The organism is Phytopseudomonas flavescens (genome assembly GCF_900100535.1).
In the GTDB taxonomy this organism is placed as follows: Bacteria; Pseudomonadota; Gammaproteobacteria; order Pseudomonadales; family Pseudomonadaceae; genus Aquipseudomonas; species Aquipseudomonas flavescens.
The window spans coordinates 75,161-92,710 of the sequence record NZ_FNDG01000013.1; the positions used below are offsets into that span (position 1 = coordinate 75,161).

A 17,550-nucleotide genomic window follows, 5' to 3' on the forward strand; every position below is an offset into this window, starting at 1 on the left:
CCATGAGCAATGCAGCCCTGATTCAGACCGACCGTTTCGCCCTCAGCGAAACCGAGCGCTCGGCCATCGAGCACGAGATGCATCACTACGAGGACCCGCGTGCGGCGTCCATCGAAGCCCTGAAGATCGTGCAGAAGGCGCGCGGCTGGGTGCCGGACGGCGCCGCCGACGCCATCGGCGCGATCCTCGGTATACCGGCCAGCGACGTGGAAGGTGTCGCCACCTTCTATAGCCAGATTTTCCGCCAGCCCGTCGGCCGCCACATCATCCGTGTGTGCGACAGCATGACCTGCTTCATCGGTGGCCATGAAAACGTCCTTGGCAGCATCAAGTCCGAGCTGGGCATCGTGCCTGGGCAGACCACCGCTGATGGCCGCTTCACCCTGCTGCCGGTGTGCTGCCTGGGCAACTGCGACAAGGCGCCGGCGCTGATGATCGACGACGAGACCTTCGGTGACGTGCAACCTGAAGGCGTGGCGCAACTGCTGGAGAATTTCCAATGACCAGTCGCAGCTCGAACCTGCTGACGTCTTTCGGCCCGGCCAACCGCATCGCCCGCAGCGAGGAAACCCATCCGCTGACCTGGCGCCTGCGCGATGACGCGCAACCGGTCTGGCTGGAGGAATACCAGCAGAAGAACGGCTATGCCGCTGCCCGCAAGGCGCTAGGGGTGGCCCAGGCCGACATCGTGCAGACGGTCAAGGATTCCGGCCTCAAGGGCCGTGGCGGTGCCGGCTTCCCCACCGGCGTGAAGTGGGGCCTGATGCCCGCCGACGAATCCCTGAACATCCGCTACCTGCTGTGCAACGCGGACGAAATGGAGCCCAACACCTGGAAGGACCGCATGCTCATGGAGCAGCTGCCACACCTGCTGGTGGAAGGCATGCTGATCAGCGCCCGGGCCCTGAAAGCCTATCGCGGCTATATCTTCCTGCGCGGCGAATACGTCGACGCGGCCGCCAACCTCAACCGGGCCATCGACGAAGCCAAGGCTGCCGGCCTGCTGGGCAAGAACATCCTGGGCAGTGGTTTCGACTTCGAACTGTTCGTACACACCGGCGCCGGGCGCTACATCTGCGGTGAAGAAACCGCACTGATCAACTCCCTGGAAGGCCGTCGCGCCAACCCTCGTGCCAAGCCGCCCTTCCCGGCCGCCGTGGGCGTGTGGGGCAAGCCGACCTGCGTCAACAACGTCGAAACGCTGTGCAACGTGCCGGCCATCGTCGCCAACGGCGTCGACTGGTACAAATCCCTGGCCCGCGACGGCAGCGAAGACCACGGCACCAAGCTGATGGGCTTCTCCGGCAAGGTCAAGACGCCGGGTATCTGGGAGCTGCCATTCGGCATCAGCGCCCGCGAACTGTTCGAAGACTACGCCGGTGGCATGCGCGACGGTTACACCCTGAAGGCCTGGCAGCCAGGCGGCGCCGGCACCGGTTTCCTGCTTCCCGAGCACCTCGAGGCGTCGATGTACGCCGCCGGCATCGCCAAGGTCGGCACCCGCATGGGTACAGGCCTGGCCCTGGCCATCGACAACAGCGTGAATATGGTCTCGCTGCTGCGCAACATGGAGGAGTTCTTCGCTCGCGAATCCTGCGGCTGGTGCACGCCGTGCCGTGACGGCCTGCCGTGGAGCGTGAAGATCCTGCGCGCCCTGGAGCGCAAGCAAGGCACCCGCGAAGATATCGACACTCTCCTCGGCCTGGTCAATTTCCTCGGCCCCGGCAAGACCTTCTGCGCTCACGCGCCGGGTGCCGTGGAACCGCTGGGCAGCGCGATCAAGTATTTCCGCGAGGAGTTCGACGCCGGGGTGATCACCGACGCGATCCAGCCGCCCGTGGCGGCACACGCAGTATGAACCTGATGGCTGGACAGGTGGGCACACTGCGCCGTCCGGCCCGGGTAACGACAACGAATTCCCTTAGCCCGTCCACCTTCGGGTGGGCAAACGAAGACTGAAGAAAATGGCCACTATCCACGTAGACGGCAAAGATCTCGAAGTCGATGGTGCGGACAACCTGCTGCAGGCCTGTCTGTCCCTCGGACTCGATATCCCCTACTTCTGCTGGCACCCGGCGCTCGGCAGCGTCGGCGCCTGCCGCCAGTGTGCGGTGAAGCAGTACAGCGACGAAAACGACAAGCGCGGCCGCCTGGTCATGTCCTGCATGACACCGGCCACCGACAACAGCTGGATATCCATCGACGACGAAGAGGCCGTGGCCTTCCGCAAGAGCGTCGTCGAATGGCTGATGACCAACCACCCGCACGACTGCCCGGTCTGCGAGGAAGGCGGCCACTGCCACCTGCAGGACATGACGGTGATGACCGGCCACAACGCCCGTCGTTATCGCTTCACCAAGCGTACTCACCAGAACCAGGAACTCGGCCCGTTCATCGCCCACGAGATGAACCGCTGCATCGCCTGCTACCGCTGCGTGCGCTACTACAAGGACTACGCAGGTGGTACCGATCTGGGTGTCTATGGGGCCCACGACAACGTGTATTTCGGCCGTGTCGAAGACGGCACCCTGGAAAGCGAGTTCTCCGGCAACCTGGTCGAGGTCTGCCCGACCGGCGTGTTCACCGACAAGACCCACTCCGAGCGCTACAACCGCAAGTGGGACATGCAGTTCGCGCCGAGCATCTGCCATGGCTGCTCCAGCGGCTGCAACACCAGCCCGGGCGAGCGCTATGGCGAAGTGCGCCGCATCGAAAACCGCTTCAACGGCTCGGTGAACGGCTACTTCCTTTGCGACCGTGGCCGTTTCGGTTATGGCTACGTCAACCGCGAAGACCGTCCGCGTCAGCCGCTGATGGTGCTCAGCAAGATGAAGATGGGCCTCGATGCCGCCCTCGATCAGGCCGCTGCCCTGCTGAAGAACCGCAAGGTGATCGGTATCGGTTCGCCGCGTGCCAGCCTGGAGGGCAACTTCGCCCTGCGCGAACTGGTCGGTAACGACAACTTCTATTCCGGTATCGCGGCGCCTGAGCAGGCCAACGTCCGTCTGATCCGTGACGTGCTGCAGAACGGCCCGCTGCCGGTGCCAACCCTGCGCGATATCGAAGACCACGACGCGGTATTCGTGCTCGGTGAAGACCTGACCCAGACCGCCGCCCGTATCGCTCTGGCGCTGCGCCAGTCGGTCAAGGGCAAGGCCACCGAGATCGCGGCCGGTGCGAAGATTCAGGACTGGCACATGGCTGCGGTGCAGAACGTCGCCCAGCACGCGCTCAACCCGCTGTTCATCGCCAGCGTCACCGCCACGCGCCTCGACGATGTTGCCGAGCAGTGCGTACACGCCGCGCCGGACGACCTCGCGCGTATCGGTTTCGCCGTGGCTCACGCCATTGACCCGAGCGCCCCGGCAGTCGAAGGTCTGGAAGCTGAAGCCGCCGAACTGGTGCAACGCATCGCCGACGCGCTCTTGAACGCCAAGCGCCCGCTGATCGTATCCGGCGCTTCGCTGGGTAACCGCGCCCTGATCGAAGCAGCGGCGAACATCGCCAGCGCCCTGAAGAATCGCGACAAGAACGGTTCCATCAGCCTGGTGGTGCCGGAAGCCAACAGCATGGGCCTGGCCCTGCTGATGGGCGACAAATTCGCCGGCAACAGCCTGGACGACGCGCTGCACGCGCTCACCTCGGGCCAGGCCGATGCCCTGGTGGTGCTGGAAAACGACCTCTACCACCGCGCTGACGCTGCACGTGTCGACGCTGCCCTGGCAGCCGCCAAGGTGGTAATCGTCGCCGATCATCAGAGCACCGCCACCACGGCCAAGGCGCACCTGCTGCTGCCGGCCGCCAGTTTCGCCGAAGGCGACGGTACCCTGGTCAGCCAGGAAGGCCGTGCTCAGCGCTTCTTCCAGGTCTACGACCCGTCCTACTACGACGCCAATATCCTGGTGCGTGAAGGCTGGCGCTGGCTGCACGCGTTGCAAAGTACGCTGCACAATCGTGGCGTGGACTGGACGCAGTTGGATCAGGTCACCGCCGCCTGCGCGGCCAGCAATACCGAGCTGGCAGGCATCCGTGATGCCGCACCAAGCGCCTCGTTCCGCATCAAGGGCCTCAAGCTCGCTCGTGAGCCGCACCGCTACAGCGGGCGTACCGCCATGCGCGCCAACATCAGCGTGCACGAACCACGTCAGCCCCAGGACAAGGACTCGGCCTTCGCGTTCTCCATGGAAGGCTATTCGGGCAGCAAGGAAGACCGTCAGCAGATCCCCTTCGCCTGGTCACCAGGCTGGAACTCGCCCCAGGCCTGGAACAAGTTTCAGGACGAAGTCGGTGGTCACCTGCGTGCGGGCGACCCAGGCGTACGCCTGATCGAAGCCAAAGGTGGAAACCTGGGCTGGTTCAGCGCGCCAACGGCCTTCAACCCGGCTCAGGGCACCTGGCAGGCAGTACCGCTGCACCACCTGTTCGGCAGCGAGGAAATGTCCTCGCGCGCCGCGCCGATCGCCGAACGCACGCCTGAGGCCTACGTTGCACTGGCCAAGGATGAAGCCGATCGCCTCGGTGTCAACGACGGCGCCCTGCTGCAACTGAAGGTCAACGGCCAAAACCTGCGCCTGCCACTGCGCGTCAGCGAAGAGCTGGGTATCGGCCTGGTTGGCTTGCCAGCGGGCCTGGCAGGCATTCCTGCTGGCATCGCCGGTGCTGCCGTGACCAACATCGGGGAGGCCGCGCAATGAGTTGGCTGACGCCCCAGGTGCTCGACATCATTCAGGAAGTGCTCAAGGCTATCGTCATCCTGCTTGCGGTGGTGGTCACCGGCGCCCTGCTGAGCTTCGTCGAGCGCCGTCTGCTCGGCTGGTGGCAGGATCGCTACGGCCCCAACCGGGTCGGCCCGTTCGGCATGTTCCAGATCGCTGCGGACATGCTGAAGATGTTCTTCAAGGAAGACTGGACGCCACCGTTCGCCGACAAGGTGATCTTCACCCTGGCTCCGGTGATCGCCATGGGCGCGATGCTGATCGCCTTCGCGATCATCCCGATCACCCCCAACTGGGGTGTGGCGGACCTGAACATCGGCATCCTGTTCTTCTTCGCCATGGCGGGTCTGTCGGTGTACGCCGTGCTGTTCGCCGGCTGGTCGAGCAACAACAAGTTCGCCCTGCTCGGCAGCCTGCGCGCTTCGGCCCAGACCATCTCCTACGAGGTGTTCCTGGCCCTGGCGCTGATGGGCATCGTCGCTCAGGTCGGCTCGTTCAACATGCGCGATATCGTCGACTACCAGGCGCAGAACCTGTGGTTCATCATTCCGCAGTTCTTCGGCTTCTGTACCTTCTTCATCGCGGGTGTGGCCGTGACGCACCGTCACCCCTTCGACCAGCCGGAAGCGGAACAGGAACTGGCCGACGGCTACCACATCGAGTATGCCGGCATGAAATGGGGCATGTTCTTCGTCGGTGAATACATCGGCATCGTGACCATTTCCGCGCTGCTGGTGACCCTGTTCTTCGGCGGCTGGCACGGCCCGTTCGGCATCCTGCCGCAGATCCCGTTCTTCTGGTTCGCGATCAAGACTTGCTTCTTCATCATGATCTTCATCCTGCTGCGCGCCTCCATCCCGCGCCCACGGTATGACCAGGTCATGGCCTTCAGCTGGAAGTTCTGTCTGCCGCTGACCCTGATCAACCTGCTGGTGACCGGCGCCGTTGTGCTGGCCACGGCCCAGTAAGGAGAAAAGCGATGTTCAAATACATTTGGGACGTACTGGTCGGTACCGCGACCCAGTTGCGCAGCCTGGTGATGGTCTTTGGCCATGGTTTCCGCAAGCGCGACACCCTGCAATACCCGGAAGAACAGGTTTACCTGCCGCCACGCTACCGGGGGCGCATCGTGCTGACCCGCGACCCCGACGGCGAAGAGCGCTGCGTGGCCTGCAACCTGTGCGCCGTGGCCTGCCCGGTGGGCTGCATCTCGCTGCAGAAGGCGGAAACCGAGGACGGTCGCTGGTACCCGGACTTCTTCCGCATCAACTTCTCGCGCTGCATCTTCTGCGGCCTGTGCGAGGAAGCCTGCCCGACCACCGCGATCCAGCTCACCCCGGATTTCGAGATGGGCGAGTACAAGCGTCAGGATCTGGTCTACGAGAAAGAGGATCTGCTGATCTCCGGCCCTGGCAAGAACCCGGACTACAACTTCTACCGCGTGGCCGGCATGGCCATTGCCGGCAAGCCCAAGGGCGCCGCGCAGGATGAAGCCGAGCCGATCAACGTCAAAGGGTTGTTGCCATAATGGAATTCGCCTTCTACTTCTCTGCCGGGGTCGCGGTCGCCTCGACCCTGGGCGTGATCACCAGCAAGAACCCGGTGCACGCCCTGCTCTACCTGATCATCTCGCTGCTGGCCGTTTCCATGGTGTTCTTCAGCCTGGGTGCGCCGTTTGCCGGCGCCCTGGAGATCATCGTCTACGCCGGCGCCATCATGGTGCTGTTCGTGTTCGTGGTGATGATGCTCAACCTCGGCCCAGCCTCGGTCGAGCAGGAACGCACCTGGCTCAGCCCGGGCATCTGGATCGGCCCGGCACTGCTGTCCGCCGTACTGCTGGGGCAGCTGCTGTACGTGCTGTTCGCCGTACCGAGCGGTGCCACCATAGGCCATACCACGGTCGATGCCAAAGCCGTCGGCATTCACCTGTTCGGCCCTTATCTGCTGGCCGTGGAGCTGGCTTCCATGCTGCTGCTTGCCGCGCTGGTCGCCGCCTATCACCTGGGCCGCAATGATATCAAGGACGCTACGCCATGAACGGTATTCCAATGGAGCACGGCCTGGCGCTGGCCGGCGTGCTGTTCAGTCTCGGCCTGGTCGGCCTGATGGTGCGCCGCAACATCCTGTTCGTGCTGATGAGCCTGGAAGTGATGATGAACGCCGCAGCCCTGGCCTTCGTCGTGGCCGGTGCGCGCTGGGGCCAGGCTGACGGGCAGATCATGTTCATTCTGGTCATCGCCCTGGCGGCTGCCGAAGCGAGCATCGGCCTGGCGATCCTGCTGCAACTGTATCGCCGCTTCCACACCCTCGATATCGACGCAGCCAGCGAGATGCGCGGATGAACGTCCTATTCCTGACCCTACTGTTCCCATTGATCGGCTGGTTCATCCTGGCCTTCTCCCGTGGTCGCCTGAGCGAAGGCAGCGCGGCACTGATCGGCGTCGGCTCGGTCGGCCTGTCGGCACTGACCACCGCCTGGATCATGTGGCAGTTCAACAGCGCACCACCGGCAGGCGGGGTGTACACCCAGACCCTGTGGCAGTGGATGAGCGTCGATGGCCTGGCGCCGAACTTCACCCTGTATCTGGACGGCCTGTCGCTGACCATGCTCGGCGTGGTCACCGGCGTGGGCTTCCTGATCCACCTGTTCGCCAGCTGGTACATGCGGGGTGAAGAGGGTTACTCGCGCTTCCTCTCCTACACCAACCTGTTCATCTTCAGCATGTTGCTGCTGGTGCTGGGCGACAACCTGATGACCCTGTTCTTCGGCTGGGAAGGCGTGGGCCTGTGCTCGTACCTGCTGATCGGCTTCTATTACAAGCACGTGCCCAACGGCAACGCGGCGCTGAAGGCCTTCATCGTCACCCGCATCGGTGACGTGTTCCTGATGATCGGCCTGTTCCTGCTGTTCCTCAACCTCGGCACCCTGAACATTCAGGAACTGATGGTGCTGGCCCCGCAGAAGTACGCGGCTGGCGATACCTGGCTGTGGCTGGCGACCCTGATGCTGCTCGGCGGCGCGGTCGGCAAATCCGCCCAGTTGCCGCTGCAGACCTGGCTGGCCGACGCCATGGCCGGTCCGACCCCGGTTTCGGCACTGATCCACGCCGCCACCATGGTCACCGCGGGCGTCTACCTGATCGCCCGCACCAACGGCCTGTTCCTGCTGACCCCGGAGATTCTCCAGCTGGTCGGCATCGTCGGTGGCGTGACCCTGGTGCTGGCGGGTTTCGCCGCCCTGGTACAGACCGACATCAAACGCATCCTCGCCTACTCGACCATGAGCCAGATCGGCTACATGTTCCTGGCCCTGGGCGTTGGTGCCTGGGACGCGGCGATCTTCCACCTGATGACCCACGCGTTCTTCAAGGCGCTGCTGTTCCTGGCCTCCGGTTCGGTGATCCATGCCTGCCACCACGAGCAGAACATCTTCAAGATGGGCGGCCTGTGGAAGAAGCTGCCACTGGCCTACGCCAGCTTCATCGTCGGTGGCTCGGCCCTGGCGGCGCTGCCGCTGATCACCGTGGGCTTCTATTCCAAGGACGAGATCCTCTGGGAAGCCTTCGCCAGCGGTAACTCCGGCCTGCTCTACGCCGGCCTGCTGGGCGCCTTCATGACTTCGATCTACACCTTCCGGCTGATCTTCATCGCCTTCCATGGCGAGCAGAAGACCGAAGCCCATGCCGGTCATGGCATTGCCCACAACCTGCCGCTGCTGGTGCTGATCGTGCTGTCGACCTTCATCGGCGCCTGGATCACCCCGCCGCTGGCTGGCGTGTTGCCACAGAGCGCCGGCCATGCCGGTGGCGAAGCCAAGCACAGCCTGGAAATCGTCTCGGGCTGCATCGCCCTGGCCGGCATCCTGCTGGCGGCCATGCTGTTCCTCGGCAAGCGCAGTTTCGTGAACGCCGTCGCCAGCAGCGCGCCGGGTCGCTTCCTGTCGGCCTGGTGGTTCGCCGCCTGGGGCTTCGACTGGCTTTACGACAAGATTTTCGTGCAGCCCTACCTGCTGCTCTGCCGCGTGCTCGCCCGCGACCCCATCGACGGTGCCATTGGCATAATCCCGCGCCTGGCGCGTGGCGGTCATGGCGTGTTGAGCCGCAGCGAGACCGGGTATCTGCGCTGGTACGCCATCTCCATCGCCGGGGGCGCCGTGCTGGTGCTCGCCGCCGTGTTGCTGGCCTGACCGATGATCCCGAATACTTTTTCTAAGGAAACTCGCCCGTCATGATTCTGCCTTGGCTAATCCTGATTCCCTTCATCGGCGGCCTGTTGTGCTGGCAGGCGGAGCGCTTCGGCGGAACCCTGCCGCGCTGGATCGCGCTGCTGACCATGTCCCTGCTGTTCGGCCTCGGCCTTTGGCTGTGGGGTACCGGCGACTTCAGCCTGGCGCCAGCGCCGGGTGCCGAGCCACGCTGGGCCCACGAGTTCCAGGTGCGCTGGATCGAGCGCTTCGGCATCAGCATTCACCTGGCGATGGATGGCCTGTCGGTACTGATGGTCACCCTCACCGGCCTGCTCGGTGTGCTCTCGGTGCTCTGCTCGTGGAACGAGATCCAGAACCGCGTCGGCTTCTTCCACCTCAACCTGATGTGGATCCTCGGCGGCGTGGTCGGCGTGTTCCTGGCCATCGATCTGTTCCTGTTCTTCTTCTTCTGGGAAATGATGCTGGTGCCGATGTATTTCCTCATCGCGCTCTGGGGTCATAGCGGCAGCCCTGGCAAGAGCCGCATCAACGCGGCCACCAAGTTCTTCATCTTCACGCAGGCCAGCGGCTTGGTGATGCTGGTTGCGATCCTCGGCCTGGTGTTCGTGCACTTCAACCAGACCGGCGTGTTCACCTTCAACTACGCGGACCTGCTCAAGACCGAACTGTCGGAAGGCACCGAATACCTGCTGATGCTCGGCTTCTTCATCGCCTTCGCGGTGAAGTTCCCGGTGGTGCCCTTCCACTCCTGGCTGCCGGACGCTCACGCTCAGGCACCGACCGCCGGTTCCGTGGACCTGGCCGGTATCCTGCTGAAGACTGCGGCCTACGGCCTGCTGCGTTTCGCGCTGCCCCTGTTCCCCAATGCTTCCGCCGAGTTCGCGCCCATCGCCATGTACCTGGGCGTGTTCGCGATCATCTACGGCGCATTGCTGTCCTTCGCGCAGACCGACATCAAGCGCCTGGTGGCCTACTCCAGCGTGTCGCATATGGGCTTCGTGCTGATCGCCATCTACTCCGGCAGCCAGATCGCCCTGCAGGGCGCGGTGGTGCAGATGATGGCTCACGGCCTGTCGGCTGCTGCGTTGTTCATCCTCTGCGGCCAGCTGTACGAACGCCTGCACACCCGCGACATGCGTGAGATGGGCGGCATCTGGGCACGCATGTCCTGGCTGCCGGCGTTGAGCCTGTTCTTCGCCGCTGCCGCTCTCGGTCTGCCGGGCACGGGCAACTTCGTCGGCGAGTTCCTGATCCTGATCGGCAGCTTCCCGACCGCGCCCTGGGTCACCGTGGTCGCGGCGACCGGCCTGGTATTGGGCTCGGTGTATTCGCTGATCATGATCCATCGCGCGCACTTCGGCCCGGTCAAGAACGACAGCCCACTGCCAGGCTTGCAAGTGCGTGAGCTGAGCATGGTGCTGTGCCTGGCCGTGCTGCTGATTCTGCTCGGCGTTTACCCGCAGCCGGTGCTCGATACCTCTGCCGCCAGCATGCAAGGCGTGCAGCAGTGGTTCAGCGGCGCCCTCGATCAACTCGCTTCGAGCCGATAGGGTAAGGGTTCAAATTTATGGAACATCACGCTGTGCAATTCACCACCCAACACCTGATCGCCCTGCTCCCGCTGCTGGTCACCTGCGCCACCGTGGTAGTGGTGATGCTGGCCATCGCCTGGAAACGCAGCCACGCGCTGACCTTCGTGCTCTCGGTGATCGGCCTCAACGCGGCGCTGCTGTCGCTGCTGCCGACCCTCGGCGTCACCCCGCTGCAGGTCACCCCGCTGATGCAGATCGACAGCTTCGCCTGTTACTACATGGCGCTGGTGCTGATCGCGACGCTGGCCTGCGTGACCCTGACCCACGCCTACCTGGGCGAGGCGACGGTCGACGACGGCAAGACCAAGGGCTACCCGCGCAACCGCGAGGAGATGTATCTCCTGCTGCTGCTCTCCGCTGCCGGCGGCCTGGTGCTGGTCAGCACCGAGCACCTGGCGGGCCTGTTCATCGGCCTGGAGCTGCTCTCGGTACCGACCTACGGGATGATCGCCTACGCCTACTTCAACAAACGCTCCCTGGAAGCCGGTATCAAGTACATGGTGCTGTCGGCAGCCGGCAGTGCCTTCCTGCTGTTCGGCATGGCGCTGCTGTATGCCGACGCCGGCAGCCTGAGCTTCGCCGAGATCGGTGCCAGTCTGGCCGGTGCCAGCGGCAGTCAACTGGTGCAGATCGGCATCGGCATGATGCTCATCGGCCTGGCGTTCAAGCTGTCCATGGTGCCGTTCCACCTGTGGACGCCAGACGTCTACGAAGGTGCTCCGGCTCCTGTCGCCGCGTTCCTGGCCACGGCCAGCAAGGTTGCGGTGTTCGCCGTGCTGCTGCGTCTTTATCAGCTCTCTCCGGCCACCGCCGGCGGCTGGCTGAACGACCTGCTGACGGTCATCGCCATCGCCTCGATCCTGTTCGGCAACCTGCTGGCTCTGGTGCAGAACAACCTCAAGCGTCTGCTCGGTTATTCGTCCATCGCCCACTTCGGTTATCTGCTGGTGGCACTGATCGCCAGCAAGGGCCTGGCCGTGGAAGCCATCGGCGTGTACATGGCCACCTACGTGCTGACCAGCCTTGGCGCGTTCGGTGTGATCACCCTGATGTCCACGCCCTACAATGGCCGTGATGCTGACGCGCTGTACGAGTACCGTGGCCTGTTCTGGCGCCGTCCGTACCTGACCGCGGTGCTCACGGTGATGATGCTGTCGCTGGCCGGTATCCCGCTCACCGCGGGCTTCATCGGCAAGTTCTACGTCATTGCCGCAGGTGTGCAGGCACAGCTGTGGTGGCTGATCGGTGCGCTGATCCTGGGCAGCGCCATTGCGGTGTTCTACTATCTGCGGGTGATGGTCACGCTGTTCCTGGTCGAGCCCAATCTGCATCGCCACGATGCCCAGTTCAACTGGGGTCAGCGTGCCGGTGGGATCATGCTGATCCTGGTGACCATTCTCGCCTTCATCCTCGGCGTCTACCCGCAACCGTTGCTGGATCTGGTGCAGCAGGCAGGCCTCAGCGCCGCGCTCTGATTGTGCTGCAACGAGAAATGGCTGCCCAAGGGCAGCCATTTTTCATCCAGCAGCCCGACAGTTGCCCGCCCCCATGGCGACCGCTGCCTGACGCTGAACGACGTGATGCGCAGGATGAATTGCGAGACGGCGGCCAGCGCTCCCAGGGGGGCTACCGACCATTCGATACGCATGCGTGACAAGCCAAAACGGCTGCCCTGGGGCAGCCGTTTTGGTTTACGTGGAAACCTATTCGGGCAATCTGACCGTTTTCTTGCCTGCGCTGAACAGGTTCCAGCTGGCGACGAACAACGCCGCAACCAATGGGCCGAGAACGAAGCCGTTGAGGCCCAGCAAGGCCATGCCGCCGAGGGTGGAAATCAGGATCAGGTAGTCGGGCATACGCGTGTCCTTGCCGACCAGGATCGGACGCAGGATGTTGTCCACCAGGCCGATCACCAGCACCCCGAAGAGGATCAGCACCACCCCTTGCCAAACACTGCCGCTGAGCAACAGGTAAAGAGCCACCGGCGCCCAGACGATCCCCGCACCTGCAGCCGGCAGCAACGACAGGAAGGCCATCAGCACCCCCCACAGCAAGGGGCTGGAGATGCCCAGCACCCAGAAGATCAGGCCGCCCAGGGCACCCTGCACCGCAGCCACCACGATATTGCCCTTGACCGTGGCGCGAACCACCCGGGTGAACTTGATCTGCAGGCGGCGCTTGGTGTTGTCGGTCAGCGGAATCGCCATGCGGATGTCACGAACCAGCTCCTGGCCGTCACGCAACAGGAAGAACAGCAGGTACAGCATGATGAAGAAGCTGACGACGAACTCGAACGTGCCCTGGCCGATGGCGAAGACCTTGGTCGCCAGGTACTGGCTGCCCGCAGCGGCACCGTTGGAAATCTGCTCGCGCAAGCCGTCCAGATTGCCCATGCCGATGCGGTCGATCTGGTGCTGCAGGAACGCTGGCAGCATCTCCTTGGTGCTGGTGACGTAGGCACCGACATCCAGCTCGCCGGACTCGATACGCTGATAGATGCTGGTGCCTTCGGCGACCATCGCCGAGGTGATGAAGATCACCGGCAGGATGGCCACCAGCAGGCAGATCAACAGTGTCAGCAAGGCCGACAGGTTACCGCGCCCGCCGATGCGCCGCGCCATGCGCCGCTGCAGTGGCGTGAACACCACCGCCAGAGCCATCGCCCAGAACACCGCCCCGTAGAACGGCATGAGGATCCAGATGAAAGCGATCGTCACCAGAACGAGCAGCAGGATGAACGTCTTGTTTTCGAGGGAGGTCGTGGGCATGGTCATATCACAGGAGGGGTATGCCCGTTAGTCTCCTGCCCGCCCCACAAAGTGCGACACATATTCAATGGGCGCCGCTCAAGCCAACGACAGCGACCCGACCCACCTCAGGCCTTTTCCTGCAGGCAGCGCGCGGCGTGCTACAGCACCATCGCGGCGATCCAGCCGAACACCAGCAGCGGCAGGTTGTAGTGCACAAAGGTGGGCACCACGGTGTCCCAGATATGATTGTGCTGGCCATCGACATTCAGGCCCGCGGTCGGCCCAAGGGTCGAATCCGAGGCAGGCGAACCGGCATCGCCAATGGCGCCGGCGGTGCCGACGATGCACACCGTAGCCAGCGGGCTGAAACCCAGTTGCACACAGAGCGGCACAAAGATCGCGGCAATGATCGGCACCGTGGAAAACGACGAGCCGATGCCCATGGTCACCAGCAAACCGACCAACAGCATCATCAGCACGCCCAGGCCCTTGCTGTCGCCGATCCATTCGGCGCTGGCGTCTACCAGCCCTTTCACCTCACCCGTCTCGCGCATCACTTCGGCGAAACCCGAGGCGGCGATCATGATGAAGCCGATCATCGCCATCATCTTCATGCCTTCGGTGAACAGGTCATCGGTTTCCTTCCAGCGCACGATGCCCGAAGCGGAAAACACCACGAAACCGAGCAATGCACCGATGATCATCGAGTCGAGCCACAGTTGCGCGGCGAAGGCGATTGCCACGGCGACGCCGGCCACCGCCAGGCTATGGAAGTTGTAAGCGATCTCCACACGCTCGGTGCGTTCGACCAGCGCCAGGTCGTAGCCGCGCTTGCGGCGGTAACTGAAGAGCGCCAGCAGCAGGCCGCAGACCATGCCCATGGCGGGAATCAGCATGGCATGGCTGACGTTCACACCCGTCACGTCCACGCCGCTGCGTACCACGTTGGCCAGGAGGATTTCGTTGAGGAAGATATTGCCGAAGCCCACCGGCAGGAACATGTAAGGCGTGATCAGGCCGAAGGTCAGCACGCAGGCGATCAGCCGCCGATCGATTTGCAGCCGCGTGATCACGTACAACAAAGGTGGCACCAACAGGGGAATGAAGGCGATATGAATCGGCAGGATGTTTTGTGAGCAGATCGCCACCACCAGCAGCAGGGCCACCAGCAGCCACTTCAGCGAGCCGCCGCCTTGCTCGTCCTGCCGGCCGACCAGCACCAGCACCTTGTCGGCCAAGGCATGGGCCAACCCGGATCTGGCGATCGCCACGGCGAAGGCGCCCAGCAATGCATAGGAAAGTGCCACGGTGGCGCCGCCGCCCAGGCCCTTGTTGAACGCGGCCAGGGAGCCTTCGATGCCCAGGCCGCCGATCATCCCGCCAGCCAGGGCACCGACGATCAGCGCCACCACCACGTGCACCCGGCAAAGGCTGAGAATCAGCATGATGCCAACAGCGGCGATAACTGCATTCATGAACGGCTCCTGGAGTGGCCGCCTGGGCAGCAGGCCACAAAAAGCGTCGCACTCTGCCGGAAGCTGTCCCAGGTGTCAAAAATCGGCATCGGCAGCGTCATCCTCCGCTGCCGTCGAGAATGGTTCTAAGCAAATAGCCCAAACGTCTTTTGCACGTTCGAGGACCGACGGTAGCCTCACGCCATTTATCAACGGAGAGTCCCTATGCTCGATATCGTTCTGGTCGCCGGTTCCAGCCGCCCTGACAGCCAATCCGCAAAAGTCGCGCATTTTCTGCGTCAGCGCTTGATTACCCTGGGCAAGACCCGCGCCGAGCTGAGCCAGGTCATCGATCTGGGCCGCGGCCCACTGCCCCTCTGGCCTGCCGAGGACGAGGGCACCTGGGCGGACTACAGTCAGCGCCTGAAAAGCGCCGATGCGCTGGTGGTGATCGCCCCTGAATGGAATGGCATGGCCGGGCCGGCGATCAAGAATTTCTTCATCTACGCCAGCAAGGCCGAACTGGCGCACAAGCCGGGCCTGCTGGTCGGCGTGTCGTCGGGCATTGGCGGCGGCAGCCCGATCGCCGAGCTGCGCAGCTCGAGCTACAAGAATTGCCGCGTGAACTACCTGCCGGAGCACCTGATCATCCGCCAGGTCACCAAGGTGCTCAACGACGACCAGTCCGCCAGCGAAGACGACAGCCGCATTCGTGCGCGCATCGACTACACCCTGGATATCCTCACCCGGTATGGCGAAGCGCTGAAGCCGGTACGGGCCGCCATCGACCTGAGCGATCCAGCGTTCACCAACGGCATGTAAGCAGGCTTGTCGAGCAGCCGTTCAGCGCGTGCGTAACGGCAGTTCGACCCTCACCCGCAGACCACCCAGGTCACTGTCATGCAACGATATCGTGCCACCCCAGGCGTCGACGATATCACGCACGATGCCCAGCCCCAGGCCGTGCCCGGCGGTTTGCTCATCCAGGCGAATACCGCGGCTGAGCACCTCTTCACGACGCTCGCTGTCGATCCCCGGACCATCGTCATCGACGTCCAGCACATAGGCTTCGGCCATGCGCCCGATATGCAGGCGCACCTGGCCGTCCGCCCACTTGCAGGCGTTATCAAGCAGGTTGCCGAGCAGCTCCAGCAGGTCCTCGCGGTCACGTGGCAAACGCAAGTCTGGCGGCGTGGCTTGCCAACTCAGTTCCAGGCCACTGTCGTGGATCATGCGCAACGTCGCGAACAACCCCGGCAATTCTACCTGGCAATCGAAATGCGCACCGGGCAACGCTTCGCCCGCCAGCCGCGCACGGCCCAGCTCGCGAGCGATCCGCTGTTCGATCTGTTGCAGGTGCTCGATCAGGTTGTCGCGCAGCTCAGGGTGGGCACGCAATTCGTCCCGCGAGGCCAGGTTGACCAGCACCGCCAGCGGCGTCTTCAAGGCGTGTCCGAGATTGCCGAGAGCGTTGCGCGAGCGTTTCAGGGTTTCTTCGGTGTGGGCCAGCAGATGGTTGATCTGCTCGACCAGGGGCTGCAACTCCTCGGGTACCCGCTCATCCAGCTCCGAGCGCTGGCCCTGCTGCAATTGGGCGATCTGTACACGGGTCTGTTCCAGCGGACGCAATGCCCGGCCGACGGCCAGGCGTTGCAACAGCAGAATCAGCGCCAGGCTGCCCAGGCCCAGGCCGAGACCGATGCGCTGCACGCGCCGGAAACTTTCCAGCACCGGTGTGTAATCACGCGCCACGGAAATGGTCAGTTGCTCGGCAAAGCGGCGGTACTCGCCGCGGTAGGTCACCAGCAACTGGCCCTGTGGGCCGTCTTGCAGCTCGGCCTGCAGGCCATCCACGTCGCTGGACTGCAACTCGCTGTCCCACAGCGAACGCGAGCGCCAGCTCTTGTCGGCGAAGTCGATGCGGAAATAAAGGCCGGAGTATGGCCGCTGAAACGCGGCACTGAGTCGCGACTCGTCCAACTGGATACCGGAAGGGCCGCGTACCAGCGCGATCAACAGCGATTGCGCTTCCTCTTCCAGGCCGGCCTGCATATAGCGACGCAGGCTGTTGTCGAACAGCCACAGGCAGGTCTGGGCCAGCAGCAGGCCAATGATCAGCAGGACGCTGATCAGGCCAAGGCTCAGGCGTCGCTGAATCGACCTCAAGCGGCGCTACCGCTGAACCGGTAACCCTGTCCCCGCCGGGTTTCGATCACTTCGCGACCAAGCTTGCGGCGCAGGTGGTTGACATGGACTTCTATGACGTTGGAATCACGCTCGGTTTCACCGTCGTAGAGGTGCTCGGCCAGGTGGCTCTTGGAAAGGATCTGCCCGGCGTGCAGCATGAAATAGCGCAACAGACGAAATTCCGCAGCGGTCAGCTCTATCTGCAGGTCGCCACGGCTGACGCACTGCCGGCTTTCATCCAGGTGCAGCCCGGCAGCCTGCAACTGCGGCTGATTGGCCAGCCCGCGAGCGCGGCGCAGCAGGGCCTGAATGCGCAACTGCAGCTCTTCGGGGTGGAACGGCTTGGTCAGGTAATCGTCAGCGCCGACCTTCAGGCCTTCGATGCGTTCGGCCCACGAGCCACGGGCGGTGAGCACCAGCACCGGCGTCGCCAGGCCACCCTCGCGCCACTCCTGGAGCACGTCTAGGCCCGGTTTGCCGGGCAGGCCGAGGTCGAGGATGATCAGGTCATAGGGCTCGCTGGCGCCCTGGTAGACGGCATCGCGACCGTCGGCCAGCCAGTCCACCGCGTAGCCCTGGCGGGTCAGCGAGGCAGTCAGTTCATCGGCAAGAGGAACATGGTCTTCCACCAGCAACAGGCGCATG

At 63.8% G+C, this 17,550-nt stretch carries 15 protein-coding genes; 11 read left to right on the top strand and 4 right to left on the bottom strand.

Going from position 1 to position 17,550, the window contains the following annotated elements; translation table 11 throughout:
* The first annotated feature begins 2 nt into the window (after positions 1–2).
* The 10 genes from nuoE to nuoN all read left to right on the top strand — a co-directional run bounded on the left by nuoE (position 3) and on the right by nuoN (position 11,989).
* The gene (gene nuoE / locus BLR94_RS16820; protein WP_084307345.1) at positions 3–503 is read left to right on the top strand and encodes an NADH-quinone oxidoreductase subunit NuoE; all 501 of its coding nucleotides are present in this window, start codon (positions 3–5) and stop codon (positions 501–503) included.
* Complete coding sequence (gene nuoF / locus BLR94_RS16825) at positions 500–1,858, top strand: NADH-quinone oxidoreductase subunit NuoF (RefSeq protein WP_084307344.1); 1,359 nt, start codon at positions 500–502, stop codon at positions 1,856–1,858. The genes nuoE and nuoF overlap by 4 nt, the downstream gene beginning before the upstream one ends.
* A gap of 106 nt (positions 1,859–1,964) precedes the next feature.
* The gene (gene nuoG, locus BLR94_RS16830; RefSeq protein WP_084307343.1) at positions 1,965–4,694 is read left to right on the top strand and encodes an NADH-quinone oxidoreductase subunit NuoG; all 2,730 of its coding nucleotides are present in this window, start codon (positions 1,965–1,967) and stop codon (positions 4,692–4,694) included.
* Positions 4,691–5,683: an NADH-quinone oxidoreductase subunit NuoH gene (gene nuoH / locus BLR94_RS16835; RefSeq protein ID WP_084307342.1), complete on the top strand. Its 993-nt coding sequence runs from the start codon at positions 4,691–4,693 to the stop codon at positions 5,681–5,683. The genes nuoG and nuoH overlap by 4 nt, the downstream gene beginning before the upstream one ends.
* Before the next feature lie 11 nt (positions 5,684–5,694).
* A complete protein-coding gene (gene nuoI / locus BLR94_RS16840; protein ID WP_042552632.1) occupies positions 5,695–6,243 on the top strand; it encodes an NADH-quinone oxidoreductase subunit NuoI in 549 nt (182 codons plus the stop codon).
* On the top strand, positions 6,243–6,752 hold the full coding sequence (nuoJ, locus tag BLR94_RS16845) for an NADH-quinone oxidoreductase subunit J (RefSeq protein ID WP_042552631.1): 510 nt from the start codon (positions 6,243–6,245) through the stop codon (positions 6,750–6,752). The genes nuoI and nuoJ overlap by 1 nt, the downstream gene beginning before the upstream one ends.
* The gene (gene nuoK, locus BLR94_RS16850) at positions 6,749–7,057 is read left to right on the top strand and encodes an NADH-quinone oxidoreductase subunit NuoK (protein ID WP_027905359.1); all 309 of its coding nucleotides are present in this window, start codon (positions 6,749–6,751) and stop codon (positions 7,055–7,057) included. The genes nuoJ and nuoK overlap by 4 nt, the downstream gene beginning before the upstream one ends.
* On the top strand, positions 7,054–8,901 hold the full coding sequence (gene nuoL / locus BLR94_RS16855) for an NADH-quinone oxidoreductase subunit L (protein WP_084307341.1): 1,848 nt from the start codon (positions 7,054–7,056) through the stop codon (positions 8,899–8,901). The genes nuoK and nuoL overlap by 4 nt, the downstream gene beginning before the upstream one ends.
* 41 nt (positions 8,902–8,942) lie before the next feature.
* The gene (gene nuoM / locus BLR94_RS16860; protein ID WP_084307340.1) at positions 8,943–10,472 is read left to right on the top strand and encodes an NADH-quinone oxidoreductase subunit M; all 1,530 of its coding nucleotides are present in this window, start codon (positions 8,943–8,945) and stop codon (positions 10,470–10,472) included.
* A gap of 32 nt (positions 10,473–10,504) precedes the next feature.
* Positions 10,505–11,989 (top strand): NADH-quinone oxidoreductase subunit NuoN, encoded by a 1,485-nt coding sequence (nuoN, locus tag BLR94_RS16865; protein WP_084307339.1) that lies wholly within the window; start codon positions 10,505–10,507, stop codon positions 11,987–11,989.
* 228 nt (positions 11,990–12,217) lie between these two features.
* On the opposite strand, the gene BLR94_RS16870 is transcribed toward nuoN, so the two are convergent.
* Together BLR94_RS16870 and BLR94_RS16875 are read right to left on the bottom strand one after the other, a co-directional pair.
* Positions 12,218–13,282, bottom strand: coding sequence for an AI-2E family transporter (locus tag BLR94_RS16870; RefSeq protein WP_084307396.1), 1,065 nt, complete (start codon positions 13,280–13,282; stop codon positions 12,218–12,220).
* Positions 13,283–13,422: 140 nt separating this feature from the next.
* Positions 13,423–14,739 (bottom strand): Na+/H+ antiporter family protein, encoded by a 1,317-nt coding sequence (locus BLR94_RS16875; protein ID WP_084307338.1) that lies wholly within the window; start codon positions 14,737–14,739, stop codon positions 13,423–13,425.
* A gap of 204 nt (positions 14,740–14,943) precedes the next feature.
* Here BLR94_RS16875 and BLR94_RS16880 point away from each other — a divergent pair, with 204 nt between their 5' ends.
* Positions 14,944–15,540 (top strand): NADPH-dependent FMN reductase, encoded by a 597-nt coding sequence (locus BLR94_RS16880; RefSeq protein ID WP_084307337.1) that lies wholly within the window; start codon positions 14,944–14,946, stop codon positions 15,538–15,540.
* Positions 15,541–15,561: 21 nt separating this feature from the next.
* Here the strand turns inward: BLR94_RS16880 and BLR94_RS16885 are convergent, their stop codons facing one another.
* Together BLR94_RS16885 and BLR94_RS16890 are read right to left on the bottom strand one after the other, a co-directional pair.
* Positions 15,562–16,884 carry a sensor histidine kinase gene (locus BLR94_RS16885; RefSeq protein ID WP_084307336.1) on the bottom strand — a complete coding sequence of 441 codons (1,323 nt, stop codon included), beginning with the start codon at positions 16,882–16,884 and terminating at the stop codon, positions 15,562–15,564.
* A complete protein-coding gene (locus BLR94_RS16890; RefSeq protein WP_084307335.1) occupies positions 16,881–17,549 on the bottom strand; it encodes a response regulator transcription factor in 669 nt (222 codons plus the stop codon). Before BLR94_RS16890 ends, BLR94_RS16885 begins: the two co-directional genes overlap by 4 nt.
* Position 17,550 lies beyond the last annotated feature (1 nt).